The sequence below is a fragment of the Vibrio sp. 10N.286.45.E10 genome (assembly GCF_002874195.2).
In the GTDB taxonomy this organism is placed as follows: domain Bacteria; phylum Pseudomonadota; class Gammaproteobacteria; order Enterobacterales; family Vibrionaceae; genus Vibrio; species Vibrio crassostreae.
On record NZ_MCWD02000002.1, the window covers coordinates 497369 to 520178 of the forward strand.

Annotated in this window: 20 protein-coding genes; 10 read left to right on the forward strand and 10 right to left on the reverse strand. The window is 44.5% G+C overall.

All coding sequences use genetic code 11. The features are described from left to right. Window positions 1-235: 235 nt before the first annotated feature. The 5 genes from BCU34_RS15370 to gcl form a co-directional block, all read right to left on the reverse strand. On the reverse strand, window positions 236-844 hold the full coding sequence (locus tag BCU34_RS15370; RefSeq protein ID WP_046223041.1) for a TetR/AcrR family transcriptional regulator: 609 nt from the start codon (window positions 842-844) through the stop codon (window positions 236-238). 163 nt (window positions 845-1007) lie between these two features. Beyond that, window positions 1008-2318 carry a glycerate kinase gene (locus BCU34_RS15375; RefSeq protein WP_102479119.1) on the reverse strand — a complete coding sequence of 437 codons (1311 nt, stop codon included), beginning with the start codon at window positions 2316-2318 and terminating at the stop codon, window positions 1008-1010. Between the two features lie 260 nt (window positions 2319-2578). Further along, a complete protein-coding gene (locus tag BCU34_RS15380) occupies window positions 2579-3475 on the reverse strand; it encodes a 2-hydroxy-3-oxopropionate reductase (RefSeq protein WP_057622798.1) in 897 nt (298 codons plus the stop codon). Between the two features lie 37 nt (window positions 3476-3512). Further along, window positions 3513-4289, reverse strand: a complete 777-nt coding sequence (gene hyi, locus BCU34_RS15385) for a hydroxypyruvate isomerase (protein ID WP_102479118.1) — start codon at window positions 4287-4289, stop codon at window positions 3513-3515. Between the two features lie 116 nt (window positions 4290-4405). Next, the gene (gene gcl / locus BCU34_RS15390; RefSeq protein WP_102479117.1) at window positions 4406-6178 is read right to left on the reverse strand and encodes a glyoxylate carboligase; all 1773 of its coding nucleotides are present in this window, start codon (window positions 6176-6178) and stop codon (window positions 4406-4408) included. A 313-nt stretch (window positions 6179-6491) separates the two neighbouring features. On the opposite strand from gcl, the gene aceB reads away from it, so the two are divergent. Together aceB and BCU34_RS15400 are read left to right on the forward strand one after the other, a co-directional pair. Continuing rightward, window positions 6492-8117: a malate synthase A gene (gene aceB, locus BCU34_RS15395; protein ID WP_102479869.1), complete on the forward strand. Its 1626-nt coding sequence runs from the start codon at window positions 6492-6494 to the stop codon at window positions 8115-8117. 101 nt (window positions 8118-8218) lie between these two features. Then, window positions 8219-8659, forward strand: a complete 441-nt coding sequence (locus tag BCU34_RS15400) for a GlcG/HbpS family heme-binding protein (RefSeq protein WP_008220964.1) — start codon at window positions 8219-8221, stop codon at window positions 8657-8659. An 87-nt stretch (window positions 8660-8746) separates the two neighbouring features. On the opposite strand, the gene BCU34_RS15405 is transcribed toward BCU34_RS15400, so the two are convergent. Continuing rightward, window positions 8747-9184 (reverse strand): DoxX family protein, encoded by a 438-nt coding sequence (locus BCU34_RS15405; RefSeq protein WP_102433251.1) that lies wholly within the window; start codon window positions 9182-9184, stop codon window positions 8747-8749. 206 nt (window positions 9185-9390) lie between these two features. On the opposite strand from BCU34_RS15405, the gene BCU34_RS15410 reads away from it, so the two are divergent. Then, a complete protein-coding gene (locus BCU34_RS15410; protein WP_102433252.1) occupies window positions 9391-10296 on the forward strand; it encodes a LysR family transcriptional regulator in 906 nt (301 codons plus the stop codon). A 30-nt stretch (window positions 10297-10326) separates the two neighbouring features. Here the strand turns inward: BCU34_RS15410 and BCU34_RS15415 are convergent, their stop codons facing one another. Beyond that, window positions 10327-10629 carry a hypothetical protein gene (locus BCU34_RS15415; protein WP_102433253.1) on the reverse strand — a complete coding sequence of 101 codons (303 nt, stop codon included), beginning with the start codon at window positions 10627-10629 and terminating at the stop codon, window positions 10327-10329. Between the two features lie 245 nt (window positions 10630-10874). Next, complete coding sequence (locus BCU34_RS15420) at window positions 10875-11357, reverse strand: MarR family winged helix-turn-helix transcriptional regulator (RefSeq protein ID WP_004737459.1); 483 nt, start codon at window positions 11355-11357, stop codon at window positions 10875-10877. A gap of 123 nt (window positions 11358-11480) precedes the next feature. On the opposite strand from BCU34_RS15420, the gene BCU34_RS15425 reads away from it, so the two are divergent. The 5 genes from BCU34_RS15425 to BCU34_RS15445 all read left to right on the forward strand — a co-directional run bounded on the left by BCU34_RS15425 (window position 11481) and on the right by BCU34_RS15445 (window position 17420). Beyond that, window positions 11481-12374, forward strand: coding sequence for a DMT family transporter (locus BCU34_RS15425; RefSeq protein WP_102479872.1), 894 nt, complete (start codon window positions 11481-11483; stop codon window positions 12372-12374). Window positions 12375-12527: 153 nt separating this feature from the next. Beyond that, the gene (locus BCU34_RS15430; RefSeq protein ID WP_102433255.1) at window positions 12528-13451 is read left to right on the forward strand and encodes a LysR family transcriptional regulator; all 924 of its coding nucleotides are present in this window, start codon (window positions 12528-12530) and stop codon (window positions 13449-13451) included. Window positions 13452-13622: 171 nt separating this feature from the next. Then, complete coding sequence (locus tag BCU34_RS15435; protein WP_102479874.1) at window positions 13623-14939, forward strand: hypothetical protein; 1317 nt, start codon at window positions 13623-13625, stop codon at window positions 14937-14939. Between the two features lie 73 nt (window positions 14940-15012). Further along, the gene (locus BCU34_RS15440; protein ID WP_102479894.1) at window positions 15013-15666 is read left to right on the forward strand and encodes a hypothetical protein; all 654 of its coding nucleotides are present in this window, start codon (window positions 15013-15015) and stop codon (window positions 15664-15666) included. Window positions 15667-15899: 233 nt separating this feature from the next. Beyond that, complete coding sequence (locus BCU34_RS15445) at window positions 15900-17420, forward strand: DUF1254 domain-containing protein (RefSeq protein ID WP_102479896.1); 1521 nt, start codon at window positions 15900-15902, stop codon at window positions 17418-17420. Between the two features lie 89 nt (window positions 17421-17509). Here BCU34_RS15445 and BCU34_RS15450 read toward each other — a convergent pair whose 3' ends face one another. Together BCU34_RS15450 and BCU34_RS15455 are read right to left on the reverse strand one after the other, a co-directional pair. Further along, on the reverse strand, window positions 17510-18418 hold the full coding sequence (locus BCU34_RS15450) for a LysR family transcriptional regulator (protein ID WP_102433259.1): 909 nt from the start codon (window positions 18416-18418) through the stop codon (window positions 17510-17512). Window positions 18419-18538: 120 nt separating this feature from the next. Then, a complete protein-coding gene (locus tag BCU34_RS15455; protein WP_102480079.1) occupies window positions 18539-19804 on the reverse strand; it encodes an MFS transporter in 1266 nt (421 codons plus the stop codon). 91 nt (window positions 19805-19895) lie between these two features. On the opposite strand from BCU34_RS15455, the gene BCU34_RS15460 reads away from it, so the two are divergent. Both BCU34_RS15460 and BCU34_RS15465 read left to right on the forward strand, forming a co-directional pair. Then, entirely contained in the window at window positions 19896-21632 is a 1737-nt protein-coding gene (locus BCU34_RS15460; RefSeq protein ID WP_102480055.1) for an SgrR family transcriptional regulator, read from the forward strand. Window positions 21633-21865: 233 nt separating this feature from the next. After that, the gene (locus tag BCU34_RS15465) at window positions 21866-22783 is read left to right on the forward strand and encodes a DMT family transporter (RefSeq protein ID WP_102433260.1); all 918 of its coding nucleotides are present in this window, start codon (window positions 21866-21868) and stop codon (window positions 22781-22783) included. The last annotated feature ends 27 nt before the right edge of the window (window positions 22784-22810 follow it).

Sequence of the window (22810 nt, forward strand, 5' to 3'; positions counted from 1 at the left end):
AATAAATATAGAAGTCTAATATTAGCTTCTAGCTTTGATAAAAATGACGGAATTGAATTTTTGCCGATACTATAACGCTAACTTTAAATAAAATGGCATACCTAATCGAGCCAAATTCAAGATAAATAAGTTATTGCACAACAGGTCACAAAAGTAGCTTTGCACATATGCTCACTCAAATGCACAAACAAAAAAGGCCTGCAATCGCAGACCCAAAAAAAACATTCAAATAACGTTAGCTTTTCACACCACAGCCTTTAATCACCAGTTGAGTAATGAACTCAGCGGCATCGGCATAGTCTTTATCATCGAGCTGCTCTTTCTGCATTACACTGCAAATCTGCCAGCCAAAGTCGGCGTAAGTTTGAGTGGCCGCCCAAATGGTAAACATCAAGTGGTGTGCGGGGACATCGTCCATTAGACCTTGCGCCGACCAAGTTGAGAACTTATCGAGGATCATCTGGGATTGTTTATACAGCTCGTCACCGATCTCTTTTGGTAACACTTTCGCGCCAGACATCACTTCATTGGCAAACACTTTAGAGGCGTGTGGATGGTCGCGAGAAATGATCAGCTTGGTTTGAATATACTGAGACAAGGCTTCAACAGGATCGCTGAGTTCTTCAATCGGACGAGACGCTTCTAGTAAGGGCTGAGTGACGGTTTCAAGCACAGCGTTGTAGAGCTTATCTTTAGAGCTGAAATAATAGAATACGTTAGGTTTGGGAATGTCGGCCGCTTTTGCGATATCGGCCATTTTTGTTGCGGCATAACCATGAGTGGCGAATTGTTCACACGCGACTTCGATGATTAAATCTTGATTCTTTTGTCTGATCCTAGACATATTACATCCTTTACAGCTCGTTACTGAAATCATAGTAATCAACGTGCTTCATTAGTCCAGAAGATAATTACAGAACTCAAGGTCACAGCATTGATAACAATAAAATGGCCGCTCTATTTGTTAAGAAGCGACCATTCCATACCGTGTTTTTGAACTGTTCAAGTTAAAGAATCAATATTGCGCGAAAGTCATTCACATTGGTCAGCGTCGGCCCCGTGGTAAGAAGCACATCGACTTGCTTGAAGAAATCGTAGCTGTTGTTGGCATCGAGGTAGTCTTGCGCTTTAAGCGACAAGCTCGAACCTTGTTGCCATGTTTGTGGGGTAATCCACGCGCCCGCATTGTCTTCCACGCCATCAATCCCGTCGGTATCAGCTGCCAATGCAAATATGTTGTCTTGGCCTTTAAGCTCATTATACAAGCTCAATAAGAACTCACAGTTACGCCCACCGCGACCATTGCCCTTAACGGTTACTGTGGTTTCGCCACCGGAAAGTATCACGCAAGGCGTCGCAAATGGGTGCTCGTGATTGGCCACTTGCTTAGCCAACGCAGCGTGAACTTTCGCAACATCTCGCGCTTCTCCCTCTATACAATCACTCAACACATAAGCAGGAATCCCCAAGCCTTCAGCTTCTGCAGCAGCGGATTCCAATGCCGACATCGGGGTCGCGATAATATGGTGCTCGGCGTTCTTCCAACAGACGTCATCTGGCTTAACGGTTTCTGACTCTGGATTATTAAGCCATTCAAATGCCGAGCATGGTGTTTCTATTTGGTAACGCTCTAAAATTGCCATCGCATCAAAACGTGTGGTGGTATCTGGTACAGTCGGACCTGATGCAATCACACTAATGTCATCACCCGGTACATCAGAAATCGCCAGTGACACAACCCTTGCAGGATACGCGGCTTTTGCTAGTCGCCCACCTTTGATTGACGATAAATGTTTACGAACACAATTCATCTCATCAATGGCGGCGCCTGATTTGAGCAGCGCCTTATTGATTTGTTGCTTCTCTGCCAAGCTGATGTCGCCACCGGGCAGACTTAACAAAGCAGAGCCGCCGCCAGACAATAGGCAAATAACCGTATCGTCAGCGCTCAAGTCACTCACCAATTGCAGCATACGTTGGCTTACTTCTAAGCCCATCGCATCCGGAACTGGGTGCGCCGCTTCAATCACCTCAATATGTTCGCAAGGGGCGGTGTGCTCATAACGAGTCACCACCAGGCCTTCAAGGTCACGCAACGCAAGGTCTTGTTGTTTCTTTGCCTGCCAAACCGCTTCAAGCTCAGCTGCCATTGATGCGACTGCTTTTCCTGCTCCTATCACCACAGTTCGCCCAGCTTGGTTAGCAGAGCGATAAAAAATGTCTTGAGGAAGAAAAGGTTCGATGTGATTTTTAGGTAGCGCCTGATTAACAGCACTTGAGAAAAGGGTTTGCAGAAACTGCTTAGCATCAATGTCCATCAGCCACTCCTTAGTTGACGGAGAAAAAAAGAACCCCGATACAAGGCTAAAGGGTGCCTGCTAAGATCAAGTTGGAAAGGAACAACTTCAACCTCTGCCTCATATCAGGAACGCGTATAAAAGGAGACGAAACTACGCGATTTATAAACAAACTGTTTGAAACTGGTGGGCTAGCTCATCAATGTGCTGTCGAGGAGTAAAGTAGATTCACTATTCGACATTACATGCGATGCCAGCCCGTATTCATCATTAAAACGAGGTTAACGAATCGAGTGGTCAGAACGCTTCTCTATTGCTTGGATAAGTGCAGAGTGGTCCCAGCCTTCACCGCCCATTTCGGCACACTCGCCAAACAACTCTTGAGCATTAGCCGTATTTGGCAGTGCAACCCCTAACTCTTGTGCGCCCGTTAGCGCAAGGTTAAGGTCTTTCTGGTGAAGTGAGATTCTAAAGCCAGGGTCGAATGTGCCTTCAACCATACGCTCGCCGTGCACTTCCAGGATCTTAGAGTTGGCAAAGCCGCCCAATAGTGCCTGACGTACACGTGCTGGATCAGCACCGGCTTTTGAGGCAAATACTAAGGCTTCGGATACCGCTTCGATATTCAGAGCAACGATGATCTGGTTGGCAACCTTACACGTTTGGCCAGCACCGTTATCACCCACCAGCGTGATGTTTTTACCCATGGTTTCAAATAGTGGACGTGCTTTATCAAAGGCGTCTTGCTCACCACCAACCATGATAGTCAGCGCTGCATTAATAGCGCCGACTTCGCCACCTGATACCGGAGCATCTAGGTATGACGCGCCACCCTCGTTGATTCGTGCGGCAATCGCTTTGGTCGCGATTGGCGAGATTGAACTCATATCGATAACCAATTTTCCAGCTGCGCCACTCGCCATTAGGCCTTGCTCGACACCGTTCTCACCAAACAGGACATCTTCCACTTGAGGCGTATTAGGCACCATTAGGATAATGACATCCGCCGCCTCTGCCGCTTCTGCTGGTGAGTGGTAGACCGTTGCGCCCGCTGCCACAAGATCGGCAGGTGCTGCATTAAAGTGATCCGACAGAATCAATTCATGACCCGCTTTTTGAAGGTTACTCGCCATAGGTTTACCCATGATGCCAGTTCCGATAAATGCAATTTTAGACATGTTGTTCTCCTTAACGTTTGAGGGTTACCAGACGCAATTAACGGTACTGGTGTAGCCAACCAAGGCCTTCTGTCGTTGTTGTTTTTGGCTTGTATTCGCAGCCAACCCAGCCTTGATAGCCAAGCTCATCAAGATAGTTGAGCACGAATGGGTAATTGATTTCTCCGGTACCCGGTTCGTGTCGGCCTGGATTATCCGCCAGTTGCACGTGTGCGATTTGGCCGATGTTTTGTTGCATGGTCGGCGTAAGATCGCCTTCCATAATTTGCATGTGATAAATATCGTATTGGATAGAAAGGTTATCGCTCCCTACCTCTTTGATAATCGCTTTGGCTTGCTCAGTCGTGTTCAAGAAGAAGCCCGGAATATCACGGGTATTGATCGCTTCTATCACTAAGCTAATGCCTTCTGCTGCTAGCGCGTTCGCCGCGTAATGCAGGTTAATCACAAACGCCGATTGCGCGTCTTGTTGGGTCACACCTTGCGGAACAATCCCGGCCAAGCAATTCACTTGAGTACAACCCAGTGCTTTTGCGTAAGCGATGGCTTTAGGTACACCCGCTTGAAACTCTTCAACGCGTGCAGGGTCGACCGCGATACCACGGTCGCCAGCATCCCAATCACCCGCGGGCAGGTTAAATAGCACTTGCTCTAGGTTATTAGCGTCGAGCTCTTGTTTAATCTCATCGGCATCAAAGGCGTAAGGGAAAAGGTATTCGACACCTTGAAAGCCCGCTTCTGCGGCGGCTTCAAAGCGATCCATAAAATCGACTTCCGTGAATAACATCGACAAGTTTGCAGCAAATTTTGCCATGACTCTGTCCTTATTCTTTATCTGTAAAAATCTGGTTGTTTGTAGTAAAGCCTCGCTCTATCGGAGGCTTTCCGTAGGGCTAAACCTCAGCTCTACGGATACACATTACTTAATGATTACTTGTACGCCAGCGCCGTTGGAGCATCGCCGCGGCTTTCGGCAAGCGGTTCAAATTCATTGATGGCATTGATCTCAACGCCCATCGCAATGTTGGTTACTCGCTCAAGAATCAGCTCAACAACAACCGGGACCTTATGCTTGTTCATCAGCTCTTTGGCTTGCTCAAACGCAGCGGCAATTTGCTCTGGTTCACGAACTCGAATCGCCTTACAACCTAGGCCTTCAACAACTGCGACATGGTCTACCCCGTAGCCTTCAAGCTCTGGTGCGTTCTGGTTATCAAACGCCAGTTGTACACAATAATCGATATCAAATTGGCGCTGCGCTTGGCGAATCAAACCTAGGTAAGAGTTGTTCACCAGTACATGGATGTATGGCAGGTTGAACTGAGCACCTACCGCCAGTTCTTCGATCATGAATTGGAAATCATAATCACCAGAGATAGCGACGATATCGCGATTTGGATCAGCCGCTCGGACACCCAATGCTGCTGGTGTTGTCCAACCTAGCGGGCCAGCTTGACCACAGTTGATCCAGTTACGCGGCTTATAAACATGCAGGAACTGAGCGGCAGCGATTTGCGACAAACCAATGGTGCTCACATAACAAGTGTCACGACCAAATGCCTTGTTCATCTCTTCATAAACACGCATCGGTTTCATTGGTGCTTCATCAAAATTGGTTTTACGCAGCATGGTCGACTTGCGTTCCTGACACTCACTTGCCCAAGCATTTCGGTTTGGCAGCTTGCCAGCATCACGCCACTCTTGCGCCACTTCAACCATTAACTCTAGTGCTGCCTTCGCATCAGAGACAATGCCTAAGTCAGGACAAAACACGCGGCCGATTTGGGTCGGTTCAATATCGACATGTACGAACTTGCGCCCTTCGGTATAAACATCGACAGAGCCTGTATGACGGTTAGCCCAGCGGTTACCAACGCCAAACACAAAGTCAGAGTTAAGCATGGTTTCGTTACCGTAACGGTGGGAAGTTTGTAGCCCTACCATGCCCGCCATTAAGTCATGATCATCTGGGATAGAGCCCCAGCCCATCAAGGTTGGAATCACTGGTACGCCTGTGATTTCAGCAAACTGCTGCAGCAGCTCAGATGCGCCAGCGTTAATCACACCACCACCGGACACAATCAGCGGTTTTTCCGATTGAGACATCATGGTTAATGCTTTCTCAACCTGCGCACGTGTTGCTTGTGGCTTATAAGGTTCAAGCGACTCATAGGTATCGATATCAAACTCAATCTCAGCCAGCTGAACATCAATCGGTAGATCAATCAGGATTGGACCCGGGCGACCCGAACGCATTAAATGAAAGGCTTTTTGAAATGCGCGTGGCACTTGTGCAGGTTCCAGCACCGTGGTTGCCCACTTAGTCACTGGCTTAGCGATAGATTCAATGTCGACCGCTTGGAAATCCTCTTTATGAAGACGAGCACGTGGCGCTTGGCCTGTGATGCAGAGAATTGGAATCGAATCTGCAGACGCAGAATAAAGCCCCGTGATCATGTCCGTTCCCGCTGGACCAGAGGTACCAATACACACACCTATATTTCCTTGACTGGTACGTGTGTACCCTTCAGCCATATGGGATGCACCCTCTACGTGGCGAGCTAAGACGTGATCGATTCCTCCGAGCTTTTTCATAGCCGCATACATAGGGTTTATTGCTGCGCCGGGAACACCAAATGCGATGTCTACTCCTTCACGTTTAAGCACTTCTACCGCTGCTTCAATCGCTTTCATAATTGCCATTCGAACCTCCAGTTCAGATTGTATACAATTAAACTAACTTTTGTGTACTATGAACCATCCTCGCTATTTATCAACCCCAAAATGAAACAATTTTATTACATCACACTGCCACTTTGAGTAAGCATCAACCCTGAAAAGCTTACAATTCATTACTTTACATAAAATATCTTTACGTAAAAATAAATTCTAAAAAGACCAAATGATAAATAAATGTTAAATACCCTTTGCTTGTTTACAATTTATGCAATATAAATATCCTTAAAAAGAGTATTTTGTATACAAAGTGGCATCGTATTGTTCAAAGGAGACAACAATGATGAATGACGTAAAAGAGAGAGAAGAAGTACAATGTATGCAGGTACTCGGGAATATGGACAACCCCGAGTACAAAGAGATCTTGTCTAAAGATGCATTAAAATTCTTAGAAGCTCTCGTCAATAAGTTTGGAGATCGCCGTCATGCCCTGCTAAGTGACCGCGACATAAAACAAGCTCAATATGACGAGGGAGAGCTACCCAATTTCAGAAAAGACACCATTTCCATTCGCCAGAATAAAGAGTGGAAAGTGGCAACGCCGCCGCCAGAATTGCTGGATCGCCGAGTAGAGATCACCGGGCCTATCGAAAGAAAGATGGTGATCAACGCGCTAAACTCAGGCGCGAAAGTCTTCATGTGCTGCTTTGAAGATGCGTCTTCTCCTACTTGGGCCAACATGGTCGAAGGGCAAATCAACCTAAGAGATGCCAACCTTGGCACCATTAGTTATTTCGATGAGAAGAAGCAGAAGCGTTACCAATTAAACGACGATCCTGCACTGCTGATCGCACGCCCACGAGGGATCCACCTTCCTGAGCAATCCATCCAATTCAACAATCAGCCTATCGGCGGTTGCTTGATGGACTTCGCCTTGTACTTTTTCCACAACTATCAATCACGTGCACAACAAGGCTTAGGCGTTTACTACTACATTCCAAAGCTAGAAAGCATGGAAGAAGCACAATGGTGGGACGATATTTTCAGCTTCACCGAAAACTATTTCCATGTACCCAAAGGCACCATTCGCGCGACAGTATTGATCGAAACGCTACCAGCCGTATTCCAAATGGAAGAGATCTTGTACGCAATGCGTGATCACATCGTTGCGATGAACTGTGGCCGTTGGGATTACATCTTCAGCTATATCAAAACGCTGAAGAACCATAAAGACCGCATCCTGCCAGATCGTCATGGGATCGGCATGGATCAAGAATTCCTTAACGCTTACAGCCAACTGTTGGTACGCACTTGTCATGCTCGCGGCGCACTGGCGATGGGTGGTATGTCAGCCTTTATTCCAGCAAAAGATCCGCAAGAAATGGCGCGTGTGACTGCCAAGGTAATCGAAGATAAACAAAGAGAGTCTCAAAACGGCCACGATGGCACATGGGTCGCGCACCCTGCGCTGGTTGATTTGGCAATGTCGATATTCGATAAGCACCTCGATGGTAAAGTAAACCAAATGGATTTCCAAAGCCCAGAGCATGTAATCAATGCAGACTTATTGCTGAAACCTTGTGAAGGTAGCCGCGATGAAGCGGGCGTTCGTAAGAATATCCGCATCGCGCTGTATTACATCGAAGCTTGGATCCAAGGCTACGGCTGTGTACCTATCTACGGCCTTATGGAAGATGCCGCAACCGCTGAGATCTCAAGAGCCAATATCTGGCAGTGGATCCACCACGGGGTAACACTCGATGATGGCCAAACCTTTACCAAACAATTGTTCCACTCTTGGCTTTACCAAGAGCTAGACACGATAAAACATGAAGTCGGAGACTCGCGTTATACAGCAGGTCGATTTGAAGAGACAGCCGATCTTTTCTATCAACTTTCTACAGCCGAAGAGTTCGCCGCCTTCCTAACTTTACCCAGCTATGGGCTATTACAAGAGTCCAGTTAGGACTCTTGTACCGAACTGAATCAGTCGATGATATCCACAACAAGAGTAATGATTGGCTGACTTAGCTTGGTACACGGCCCCTTGAAAAACTAGGAGATAACATGGGAAGTTTGACTCTACAACAAGCGTTAACCATCATTGATGGCACCTTAAAAGCAGGAAACAAGATCCACACTGAGCCTTTGACGGTCGCCGTCTTAGACAGCGGTGGCAAGCTGATTTCTTTGCAACGTCAAGACGGCTCTAGCATGATGCGACCAGACATCGCGATTGCTAAAGCGTGGGGGGCACTCGCACTGGGCTGTTCCTCTAGAAAGCTCGCCCAAGATGCTGACAACAGGCCTGCATTTATCTCCGCCGTAAACGTACTCGCACACGGAAACATGGTGCCAGTGCCAGGGGGCCTACTGATTCGAGATAAGGATAAAACGGTACTGGGCGCGATTGGGGTCAGCGGTGACATTTCAGACATCGACGAGAGCTGCGCCATTAATGGTATTGGTTGCGCAGAGCTGTTCAGTGACGAGATGCTACAAGCTTAATTCACTGTACTTGAATTTCTTAAACAGGAACAAAAAGCCGAAGCTATTAGGCTTCGGTTTTTTTATTCATACGTTGCGCCAACAACGCTAACGAACAAACGCCACTAAGCGCGCCCATTTAGCGTCTTCCTTCAATTTATTAGACAGCCAGTAATCAACACTAAACGATCCCGCGCCAAGTACCGCTAACGCTAGATACCCACCAGCAACAGAGACGTTTTTGTAGAAGTGAATCATTTGCCCCGATGAACTTGGGTCGAAGTGAAACATAACACCAGAAACCAAAGAGAAAAGCGCAATCGAGAACGCTGTAAAGCGAGTCATACACCCAGCTAGAATCGCAAGCCCACCACCGAGTTCAAGCAAGATAACCAAAGGCAACAAGTGAGCGCTGACTCCTTGAGAAGCCATGTATCCCGCCGTTCCTTCATAGCTAAATAGCTTTCCCCAACCCGCTTGAATAAACAAGTAAGCCAATAAAATACGAGCGAAAAAAGTCAGTGTGTCGTTCAATCTAGTGTTCATAGTTCTAAGCCTTGATAAGTTTCATTGCCGATAGGTTATTCGGCTTAGCATTAAGATGATAACGAGAAAAATAGAACAACTTGTTTGAAATTTTAGTAGACATACTTGCATACAAATTACTGGCTAAATCCGAAGATTCAACAACCTCAATGCTGATACCATTGGCTTAAATTCATTGAAACACTTGTCCCATTTTTATTGATTTTATGAAGACTTTGAAGAAAACACTGCCGCTCGATACTTTACAAATATTGGATGTTCTACAACGTGAAGGGACTTACTCGTCAGCCTCTGCGCACCTCAATCGATCCGTATCTGCATTAAGCTATCAGATTCAAAAGTTGGAAGACGAACTCGGTATCTTGATCTTAGATCGATCAGGGCACAGAGCCGTGTTTACTCAAGTCGGTAAAATGTTGGTGGAAAATGGTCGACAATTGCTAACGGGATCAGATGAACTCATAACCCAAATACAACGTTTCTCAAGTGGTTGGGAAAGCGAACTGTTTGTTTCTTATGACGGTATTATCGGGCAAGACATTGCGTTATCACTAATCGCTGATATGGCAACGGAGTGCAGCACGCAACTGTATGTCCAAGAGGATATTTTGTCAGGAGGCTGGGAGGCGTTAACCACAGGAAAAGCAGATATTCTTATCTCATCGATGCCCAATATCGAGCTACCGAATACCGTGAACAGTAAAACCATCGGCAGGGTAGAAATGATCTGGGTGGCCGCAAAAAATGCACCCATTTTAGACGAGAAAAATCCACTAAGTGAATCAACACGACGTGAACACACAATCATCGCAGTTGCAGATACCGCTAAGTCAGCGCCTAAAATCACCAAGAATATCTTGCTGAATCAAAAAACCAGTACGGTCAGTTCAATGAGTAGTAAGTTGACGGCAATTCAACGTAATCTTGGTATTGGCACTCTACCCAAGCAATTAATAACATCCGAGTTAGAAGACGGAAGTTTAGTGGAAATTGGCCACGCAAGAACCGTTGATATCGTGCTCGCGTGGCAAATAGGCAATATGGGGAATGCAAAAACACTCGCTTTGAAAAAGTTAGAAAAGTGCTGGAGAGCATCAGCTCAAATTCACTAGGCCTATCCCCTATCCGGGCACTCTAGATATCTATTTATCTCTTCCAATGAATCGGCTTTGTTGAATACTCTCACCGTCGGGATTCGTTACTTTAAACTGGTAAACTCTCGGGATATTACCTTTGTAGAAAAATGCTCGTCCATTCTCAGTTGTTTCTTGTACTTGTTGGCCTCGAATGTTGGTGGTCACTTGAGCATTAGCAAGGCGTTTACCATCTTGGTAAGCCGTCACCACCACTCCATTATGTTGCTCGAAAATCGACATTTTCAACTCGGCATGAGATGCAAATGAGGCTGCGAACAGTGCTGTGCTAAGGGCAAATTTAAATTTCATTTCAGTAATCTCTGTATTGTGGGAATATGAGAAATATACGGATGGGGACTCTCTATTGATAACGGGAAGTCTTAAATAGGATGTCCTAAATTATTGAATTACATCGATGGAACTTGTTCTATTTTCTGGTTCAGTGTCGCCCCAAATTAACCGACACAAAATTACAGACACAAAAAAACCGAAGCCCATCACTTCGGTTTCAAATCAAATTAAGCTCGTTCAGTTCACTGAGTTCAGCAAGCCGATTACTCGTAAGCACTCAACCATGTTTTTAGCAGCTGGTTAGTATTCTTCTTCTGGCTAGCAGACAATGATTTAACCAATTTTTTTTGCATTTCGACATGTTCAGTCATCATTTCATCGATCAGAACTAGGCCATCTTTGGTCAGTTTCACACTCACGCTTCGTCTGTCTTCCTTACTGTGCTCTCGACTTATTAACCCTTTGGCTTCCAGTTTATCAAGACGATTGGTCATCGCGCCTGACGTTAGCATCATTGAGCCAATCAGCTCTGAAGGCGTCAGTCGATATGGCTTTCCAGAGCGTCGTAAGGTCGCCAATACATCAAACTCGCCCAACTTCATGTCGTACTTTTTATGCAGGTCGGCAACTTGCGTTTCCATATACTTGGCAATACGCATAATTCGGCCCATCATTGCCATAGGCTCAGTTTCTAATTCGGGCTTTTCCTTTGCCCATTGCTCTACAACGCGGTCGATAGCATCCATTTGCAATCTAGCTCCGTTATTAGTCTGATTACTTTAAACTAGTTTAACATAAAGATACTTTACAACCACTAGTTCTCAGTATACAGTTCACACAATAGTTATCTTAACGTAAAGATATTTTAGATGAACATATTATTAGCAATGATTCCCGCATTCTTCTGGGGAACAACTTATGCAGTGACGCAATTTACGCTACAGGAGTGGCCACCACTATTACTAGGTGCTTTGCGTGCATTACCTGCTGGTTTGTTATTGCTAGCGGTAAAACCGACACTGCCGAGAAAAGGCGAGTGGCAAATCATTTTCACTCTAGGCCTGATCAACATCGCGACCTTCTTTGGTTTGATCTTCGTGATGGCACTAACCCTGCCTTCAGCGATTTCAGGCGTGGGGATGATCTCTGTACCTGTGTTCGCAATGATCTTCCATTGGGTAGTGAAGAAACAGCGCCCGCATTTGATTCAAGCCTTGTCAGGTATTGGCTTGATCACCTTAGCTTGGATTCTATTCAACCCAAGTCAAATCGCATTGAACCCTATCGGTTTAGGCGCCATGTTTGCCGCTATCATGTGTATCGTTATCGGCAGCAGCATTACCAAGTCACTGGGTAATCGCATGCACTGGTGGAAGGTACTCACATGGCAGCTCATTCTGGGCGGTACGATTTTGTCTGTCGCGTCTGGCGTTCATGCCTTCATCGACCCACAGCCTTATGTTAACGCTGTCACTCATTTCGATACTCGTAATGCGATGGGCCTATTGTGGGTGATTGGGCTAAACACGGCACTTGGTTACGGCATGTATGTGTGGTTGCTGCAACGTATGTCTGTAGTTGATTTCACCTTCGGTGGCATCGCTAACCCAGTAGCAGGTATCGTTACAGGTATGGTGTTGATGGGTGAATCATTCACTGCAGTCCAATACTCACTAATGACAGGCATGATCGTAATGTCGCTGCTACCGCAACTTATTCTTGCAGTCAGACAATCCAAGCAAGTTAAGCCTGTTACTCAATAGTAATCGCATACAGAAAATACCTATTCCAGAGCCCAACAAACCCGCCGAGTGCGGGTTTTGTTTTATTAGCATCACATCCATATAAGTTTTCTATTTGTTCTCAATCTGTTACCAACTTATGATTAAAGAACTCATAATCATTCGGTGCTCCTTATGGCAAAAGATCTATTCTCGAACTTAGATTTAAATTTACTTCGCACTTTTATCATTCTTCATCAAGAAAGGAATATGCGTAAAGCCTCCGAGCGCCTATTCGTATCTCAGCCTGCGATAAGTAAAGCTCTACAACGATTGCGCGATCATTTCGACGATGAACTATTTGTCAAAACGCATCACGGCTTACGTGCAACTGAACACGCAAATATGTTGGCTGAGAGTATTTCACCTATCTTGGATGACCTATCCTCGGCACTCAATAATAGTAATGAGTTCGATCCTAGTGAACTACGCGGTCCATTGAAATTAGCTTTGTCTCCATTTCTTTTAAGTTCACTATCTAGCAAGTTGTTCAATGCAATTCGTTCTCAAGCTCCACACGTTCAAGTTCAGCTATTAAATTGGTCTAAAACAACGATGTCAGACATCATCAATGATGAAGTTCTGATTGGCTTCAATTATGAAATTAACCACGCCCCAAAAGAACTATTACAACAGCCGATCGCACAAGACAGCTTTAAGGGCTATCTAAGAGAAGGGCATCCTTACCAGAAAGATTTCATTGAAATCAAAGATGGTGTGAAGTTTGAACTGGCGACGATCATTGCTATAGACTGGAATTCTCATCAAACAATTGCTGAAAAAATTCTAAAAATCAAAGGGCTTGACGCCAGAATAGGCTTTCGCTCCGAGCTTCCATCAGCAGTTATCGACGTAGTGCAAAACTCCGATATGATGTTTCCTGCCTCGAAGTTTTTAGGAATAGAGAAGAAAACCTCTTTACGAGCTATCGATATCTTGTTTGATAACAAAGATATTAACCCTGTCGTTTGTGCTTATTTTCATCACAAGAATCGAAACAGCCCAACAACTCTATGGCTTAAAAAGATACTTGATAACCTTATCAATAATAACCAGTAGTTATCAGCGTCTTTACTTTCCTTTATTAATAACTAAACGTTAATGCCTCTATTCCTTTAAGGGATTAGAGGCTTTTTTGTTCAATCCATATACTTCTCTCATCGGCTAGGAACGCCACATAACACTGCAAGAAGCAACTTAAGTTCCTAAACAATTATTTGAGAGTAAACCATGAAACTAAAATTACTGAGCACTGCTATTGCGGCGACATTCCTTGCTGGCTGTTCTTCTTCTGGTTCAAGTGATAACGGCGGCGGTATTGATCCACAAGACGGTATTGCTGACGTTACATACTTCCAAGGCGAAAACCTACAAGCAGCAATCATTAGTGGTGATGAAGGTAATTACCAAGCTAATTTATTGCAAGGAAGCAATGGTAATACGGTCATGCGCTTAAATGGTACAACCTATGTAACCAATGGTGATGAAGTAAAAAATGCTCAAGGTGAAACCATTGGCCATATACAAAAAGAAGGTTCAGAGCTTATCTTTCATGGCAACAATGGTGGAGAAGCAGTACTTAAAGTTGAAAATGGCCGTTTAATTATTTCTGAAACGATAAAACCAGCCCCACAACTACCACCTAAAGATGATGATTCATGGGATGGAGATCATGGCTGGGATGTCACGAAACCTGCTCCAGAATTACCACCTAAATGGGATGGCGATGAAGGACACACAAACCCATTTATACCAGTGACAATTAATGGTGTTGATTATGTTATTGATACAACAACTAACTTAGTCACAATTGATGGTGTTGTTGTTGGTGGAGCTGAATATGATGGAAAAGGTCGAATCGTATTTACTGATTTCTCTACTGGCGAAACTATGCAAATTGGAAAAGACAGCAACGGTAATATTACCATCATCAGAGGTGATGTAGATAATGGATGGGGTTGGGTAAACCCAGATAACGACTTACCTGAATTTGATGGCGGTTGGGATAATCCAAATAAACCTTACACTGTCGAGTTTAGTAAAGAACACCAACAAGCTTACGTGTACAACGAAGAGGGTAAAACGGTATTAATTATTGAGCCAGGTGATACTCATGGATCGTTTGAAGTTCGACTAGGTGCCATGAACTCTGACGACGTTTATGTTATTTATCAAGACAATCGTGGGGAATGGGTAATTGATTGGGAAAAATCAAGCATTGATGGTGAATGGGGAGTATCTCCTGATTCTGAAAAACAACTACCACCAAGCTTAAATGACCAACTGATTACTAGCATTGAATCTGGACAAAATACTGACGGCTCAACATGGATTAGTATTAATGACAAAGCGGTAAGTATTATTATTAATGACGGGAAAATTGTTGATGTAAATATCTCTGATAAAGCAAAGAAAGTAATTGCTGAACGTATTGAGCTTCGCTCAGATTTAAATGCAGAGCAAATTCGTCAAAAGGCACAATCTCTATCTCAAGAACAACGTCAGCAAATTAAGCAAGCTGTAAAAGACCGTGTTAGTCGCAGCTAATCAAAGACAATAAATATAAAAGCAAAGGAGCCGCTTATTAGCGGCTCCTTTTTATTTGAGAGTTGGGAACACGATGAAACGACTATTAATCACTTTATTGATACCCCTTGCCGTATGTGCAAACGACCATCAATTACAAACATTAAATTATCATGAGCCAAGCTTGAGCTTTCAAACAGCTAAAGCTGGAGACAACTGGATAGGTACTGTATCTGGAGTTATTCAAGCAACTGAAGAGATCAACATCAGTGCAGAAATTGACTCGGAAGGTTACCTAGAAATAGGAACTGGTTACGGCTTGATGCTGGGTAACTTTTACACTGAAGCTTTCGTGAGTTATGGCCGAGCAGACCTTATCGATATCTACGATATCGGCTTATTTGGTGGCACCGCCATCACGAACAATATTATGGTGTTTGCGAACACATCGCATGAATGGCGCGATGTTTCTTTATCCCTCATAGATATGACAGATAGAGAATGGAAAAACACTATCGGGACAAGTTACTCTCCCACGGAGTTTATGAACTTTTCCTATTCATTCAGCCATGATCGCCAATTAACGGGTTCAAAAGGTTATTACAACAGCCAAGACATCACTTTTACCCTGAAACCCAAATGGGTGGAGCCTTATGTGAAATATACATTCGGTCAAAAGCGCGTTAGTCCAGGAGATGTATTTCGTTCAGATGGCAGCGTCGAACTAGGCTTCAACCTTCGTTTTTAGTTTACCGTTTCGTGTGGTAGCTCTCACCCCTTTATAGTCTGATTCAGTAAAGGGGCTTTTTTATAACGAATACACTTCTTAAGATCCCTAAGTAAACCCACTAAGAACCTACATTTAAAGAATTTGCTCATCTATCGTACTTTCGTGCTCTTTTTTGAGCCTGAAGCGTATCAGATATTTTTTTTCGACTAGCATAAAGTAAGCACATCGAAACGAAACTGAAAGGTGACATCATGATTACGTCGAAGCTGAAAGCAATTGTATTAGCGAGCAGTATTTTTATCTCACACCAAGTACTGGCGACTGAAAGCTACAATACCGATATTCCGTCAAGCATCATGACGCCAGATACAGTACAAACCAGTATCGGCGAGTTGAATTTTAAAGATGGTGCGCCAACGGCTGAAACCGCGCAAAAGCTTTATGACAACCTAGACACGCTTCGCTCAACAGAAGTGTTCCTCAATGCAATTCCAATGGCTTCGATTGAAGCACTGCGTGTTGGTCATACTGAGATAGGCTCAACATCATCAAACCAAGTGGTGGTGTTCGATAATCTGATGGATTCAAATCCGTTATTTTTAACAGGTAACACCGACACCGTTTATGCTTCGGTTTTCCTAGACCTTGAAAAAGACGGTCCAACTGTCATTGAAGTCCCTGAGGGCATGGGACCGACAACGGTGAACGATGCGTTCTTCCGTTTTGTCACTGACTTGGGCATCGTAGGTCCGGATAAAGGCAAAGGCGGTAAGTACTTGATTCTACCTCCGGGTTACGAAGGCGAAGTGCCTGAAGGCTACTTTGTTTCGCAATCCACCAGCTACACCAACTGGTTTATTGCGCGCGGATTCCTGAAAGATGGGAAGACTGACGCTGCTGTAAAAGCTTACAAAGAGAAGCTGAAGATTTACCCATTGGCGAAGAAAGATGATCAACCAAAAATGGAGTTCATCTCTGGTAGCGGCAAGTCATTCAATACCATTCATGCGAACGATGAGCACTTCTACACCGAGATTAAAACGGTGCTAGATAAAGAGCCGATTTCATTCATCGACCCAGAACTTCGTGGTTTAATGTCGAGCATTGGTATTCAGAAGAACAAACCTTTTGCACCCGATGAGCGTATGCAAAAACTGATGAAGGATGGCGTCGCGATTGGTAATGCAACAGCTAGATCACTGTACTTCCAACCAAGAGACAAGAAAGCTTACATCTATGAAGATCGCCTATGGAAAACGGCGTTTATCGGCAAAGATTACCAATGGTTAGTCGACCAAGGTGAAGGCGGGCGCAACCTAGATGCTCGTTCTTACTTCTTCTACATCGCGACAGTGAATACACCAGCGATGGCCCTGAAGCTTATCGAAAAGGGCTCTCAATACGCATTGATTGACCAAGCAAAAAGCGGTGAATACTTTGATGGTGGTAAGCAGTATAAATTGAATATTCCAGCGAATGTGCCTGCTAAGAACTTCTGGTCGATTGTGGCTTACGACACGCAAACGCGCTCAGAACTGCAAACCAGTCAACCGCTGCCAAGTAAGAATAATCAGCGTGATGATTTCATTGAAAACAAAGATGGTTCGGTTGATTTGTACTTTGGCCCTACCGCTCCAAAAGGCAAAGAAGCGAACTGGATTGAGACGGTACCAGGTAAAGGTTGGTTCACGATACTAAGACTCTACGGCCCTCAAGAAGCTTGGTATGACCAAACATGGAAGCCAAGCGACATTGAAGAAGTTAAGTTGTAACACGAACCAGACTTAACTAAACAAGCTGTAGATACTAAAAAACGCGCCTTCATCGGCGCGTTTTTTTGTTGTTGTCATCATCTATATGATCAATAGCTTTCTAAGCTCTCACTTAAGATCTGCTCAATCCGTTTGACTATCGGGTGCTGATAACAAGCTCGGTGATACTGAATACCAACATCAAAAGTCACCGCTTCACCGTTGAATAAAACAGGACGTTTACTGAGCCCACTAGGGATAGAAGCCAAATCCATATCAAAGCCAACGTACACATACTGGCTTACTTGAACACATTGCAACGCAGAGGATACCGATGCAACGGTCAGCTTTTGTTGCAATACCAAGCCTGTGCGTTTTTTTAGGCGTTCGTAATAGGAGTTCGCATCCAATGACCCCATCGAAACGCGCACCGTATCAAAGCTTTCTAACTGGTTGAGGTCGATGGCTTCATTTTTGGCTAAAGGGTGAGTATCCGCCACATAAGCAAACAGCTCCAACGACCCTACTTTACGCTCCACAATTCGGTCGTTGAGCTCATTAGGGTAGCCCGACACACCAATCGCTAAGGTCCCTGCTTTAGGGAATTCAACGCCATCCAAAGACCAGTCCATCATCGAGATCTTGGGTTTAGCCTCCTCATTAGTAAGTCCCTGCAACAAAGGGACCGTAAACAGTGTGCTCAGCGGATTGGCGGCGTGAAAAACATATTCGATGTTCGAATCGTTACCAATAAACGACTGCGATATTTGCTGCGCTTGCTCTAGCTTTTCTAAAGGTTCTTTCACCACCAGTATTAGTTGAGTGGTGAACAAGGTCGGCGCATAAACACCTTTGGTTGCAATGAATAACTCATTAGCAAACAAATCTCGACAATCCGAAAGGTGGCGATTAAACGTGGCGCGGCTTATATCCAGAATATGGCATACCTTCGCCTGAGATTGTTGCTCATAAAGCAGGTCCAAAAATCGATACAGATTTAAGTCGATTGTGTTTTTCAAATGCCCTACCTCATTTCCATGCTATGTCGGCCTTTGTTCAGTATGAACGTGAACCAAATAAATTTTAAACACTTAATGCGATAACTTTGCTGCTGATAACGGTTTACCCAGAATGAGGCGTTAAGGAATCTTGCGAACCTTGGTCATCATCAACCCAAGGGCAGCCAACACTTGAGCCACGAAACAGCTGACAAAGAGTACTGGCAAACCAAACATTGTCACCAAGTATCCAGAAGCAGCCAGACCAAATGGCATCAAGAGTTTAAACAAAGACCCTGTAATTCCAGCAACACGACCAAGGTGCTTTTCCTCGAATGCTTCTTGACGATAGCTCCAAATACAAATGCTGCTGTAGACGCCAATCGCACTCACCCATAAGAACGACATCATCAATACGCCTTTTTCAATAACAACCATGTGCGCTGAAGTCATACCTTGCAATAAATAGCTTCGACTCAGCAATGCAGGGAACAAGAATCCAAACGCCTCTAAAACAATAGACAAAATAAGCAGCACACCAAACCCGATGCGCTTTCTAACCTTATCAGCGGTAAAAGAACCTAATAAACCACCGACGCCGGACGCCGCGATCAAGTAACCCACCTCGATATGACTAAGCGCTAATTCAGCTTTGGCAAAATAGATGGCTTGAATCCAGAAAATTGCACCCGTGGTATTGATCACCATCACGACCAAGGTGATGTGCCACATGTTTTTGTTCGCATATAAGATCGACCAACCCTCTTTAAGCGCGCTCAGCACCGACTGTTGAACCACGGGGGCTGATGGCTTGAATTCCAGTTTATTGAGCTGCCAAAATGCTAGCACATACATCCCCGCAATAAGCAAAAACACGTTATGTAACGCAGACAATAAAAGCAGCCCCCCAGACAAAACCGGGCCAACAGTTTCTAACAAACTGTACAAAGAACTCATTCTCGCGGTGGCGATATTTTGCATGTGCTGAGGTAAAACATTTTTCATCATCCCAATACGCGCATTGTGGTAACCATAGTTAAACGCCATCATCAGGAATGCGCACGGAAACAGTGCGTACAAAGGGTTCGGCAACCATCTCACTGCAATATAAGAGACGACCAATACTGCTGCTTGCCCGATCAACATGCATTGTGACCACTGCTTTTTATTAAACCTGTCAACCCAAACACCGATGAACAGAGCTAATAGTAGGTTGGGTAAAAACTCGACGGCTCTCATCCAACCCATCATCTCTGAAGACTCTGTCAACTCGTAAACCAACAAGGGCAGAGCAAGGTCATAAATCTTGGTACCAAAGGCAACAAAGAACGCTGTTGAGAACAAAACAATAAAGCTTGAGCTTTTCCAAATAGAGGGGGATACCTCTGCACCTTTTATACTTTCCATTTCTCATTCCTTTTAAAAACAATCGAATAACTCTATTATCGAGATTAAAAGATGAAGAAAAATAGAAAGTTCAAACAAGGATTTCACCTTTATGCATTACTGGAAGGCTCTAGCATTTTTACGTTCTCGGGTACTCGTTAACCAACCGACTTCACTCTCTTTAACTGAAATAACGAATGCGCTAGGTTGTACCAAACGTAACGCTCAATTGGTGATCAAAAAGCTAGTCAACGAAGGTTGGGTTGACTGGAAGTCGGGAGTTGGCAGAGGCAACCTACCCACACTCACGCTATTAAAAAGCTTGGACAGTGAGCTTGAGGTACGAATAGATGAATTGCTCTCTGAGAATAAAGTTGACCAAGCATTGGATCTGGTTGATGAATCACAACGGGATCAGTTTCTACTGGGTTATATCAGCCGCTATCAAAGCTTGCCTACTGAACTAGATATTCTGCAAATCCCTTTTTATCGAGGGACACACAGTCTGGACCCGATTGAAGTCACACGACGCACTGAAGCTCACATCACTAGCTACCTTTTTAGTAACTTACTACGTTTCAACAAGTCAACTCACTCGTTTGATGGTGATCTTGCCATTGATTGGTATCAAACAGAGCACCGTTGGCACTTCACGTTACGCAAAGGCTTAGTCTTTCATGACGGTTCACCGATTCTAGCGCAAGACGTCAAAGCACACTTTCAACGTCTGATAGGCAGCAGTCACCACAATAGTCAGCAATTTAAATGCATCTCCGCTATTACTGTTATCGATCCGCTCCACCTCTGTTTCGATATCAATGCCAACACAGGCTACCTTCCATCACTGCTATCGTGCTCCGCCGCAGGTGTTGCCAAAAAAGTAGGAGATAAAATCATTGGTAGCGGCAGCTTTAAATTAGTGGAACAGTCCGAATGGCTAACCATACTCGAGGTTTTCAGCTCCTACCATGGGCACCGACCTTGGGTAGACGGTATAGAAATTTGGAATGTTGGTGATAAAGCCAAAGACTATGAAATGCACTGCGATATTGTTCACTCACACCCACATTACCAACACTCATCCATCTCAAACGAGCTTGCCGAGATAGAACAGTGGGAAAAGGGGTGCGAGTACGCTTTAATAAACCCACATCGACACACTTGGCTATCAAACCCACAACACCTTAAATCACTGAGTGAATTACTACGTTTGCTAGGGATCGCGAAAGACATACCTCTGGACACTGTCGGCTACGCCGAGGGGATGCTATCGACGTCAAATCAATCAACACAGCCAAAGATAGAAACGGCAAATAACCAAAGCCCATTACAAATGGCTCGACAATTCGCTGACCAGCATAGCAAGCCTAAACAACCGTTAAAGATCCTAACCTATCAGCTTTTTGACCACATAAAAATGGCTCGCCACTATTGTGATCGGTTAAATGAACTTGGTTTTATCTGCGAATATCAAGTGCTCGAGTTCCCTGAATTTTGTCAGCCAGATAACCTAAAAGATGCAGACATATTAATTAGCGGCGAAGTGTTTTCAGATAACCTCGATAGCAGTTGGATGGGGTGGCTACAAAGTTCTATCGCATTAGAAGTGTGCCTCACTGATGAGCAAAAACAGTGGCGAGATGAAAACCTTGAACGGCTTTGGAAAATCACCGATTACCAGCAACGACAACCTGCCTTCCTACACATAGAAGCGCAATTGATCACATTCGGAATCTATCGACCAATTTTCCACGTTAAACAGCAGCTCAATTATGCCAAAACCGTGAACCCAGTGGAGCAGTTGGCGAACGGTTGGATTGATTTTAACCAAATCACTATGCGCCGCTAAATTGGTTAATTCTCAACCAAAACTAAACCTCACAAAGAATAATGACTTTATAAAAATATCAATTGGTGAAAATATTTGCTTCTCAATAGTTATATTAGAGATTTAATTTCTACATTTCATTTCAATTAGAGACAAAAAGACAAATTTTTTCTCCGACTACCTCCTTATACTGTGCCACGTCATTAAGGCGCTACAAGCCTATGATTTAAAATAATTATTAATGAGTAGTCACCATGAATTCGAAGTCGCTAACTATCTTGCTTTTTGTCTCTGTTTGCTTAATTTGGGGAACCACTTGGTTCGCTATGGAAGTAGCATTGCATTCTATCCCACCTATTTTTGCTACTGCGTTGCGCTTTTTACTTGCAGCCCCTCTGCTTGCGGTATTGGCGAAAGTCTTCAACCAACCACTGCTGTTCCCTAAAGGTAAGCGCCAATGGCTGCTTATTGTTGCGCTGATGTATTTCGCGATTCCGTTTACGTTGATGATCTATGGCGAGCAATACATCTCTTCAGGTTTAGCGTCGATCATCTTCGCCAACATGCCTGTCGCTGTGATGCTGATGTCTGGCTTATTCTTAGGTCTACGACTGGCGAAGCACCAGATATTCGGTTTGATTACTGCTGTTGTGAGCCTATGTTTGATCCTTGGTAACGAAATGCAGATGGGCGGTGATGACTACTTTATCGGTACAGTTTGTCTGGGGCTCGCGGTTGCGATTCACGCGGTAATGTACGTATTGGTTCAAAAACACTGTAAAGGTATCGAGGTGCTGACTTACAACGCTGTACCAAGTTTTATTGCTGCGATTTTCTTGTTTGCTGTATCGGCAGTCGGTGAGAACGTGAATGTAGAATCTTTCACTTGGGATTCTATCTCAGCGGTCGTGTACCTAGGTTTTGTAGCGAGTGTCGGTGGCATTGTGGCTTACTTCAAACTAGGTCAGGTGTCGACGCCGTTCCAAGCATCCATTTGTTTCCTTATCTTCCCAGTGGTTGCACTGTTGATCTCTTGCTACATCAATGGTGAGGTGCTATCGGAACAGTCTCTGCTTATGATGATCCCTCTACTTTGTGGCATCCTGCTAACTAAAGCACCAAAGAGCATCTTCAAGCTACGTTCAACGCTTAAAACGGCAAGCAGTAACTAAGCAGCTAAATACTAAGATAAACCGCAT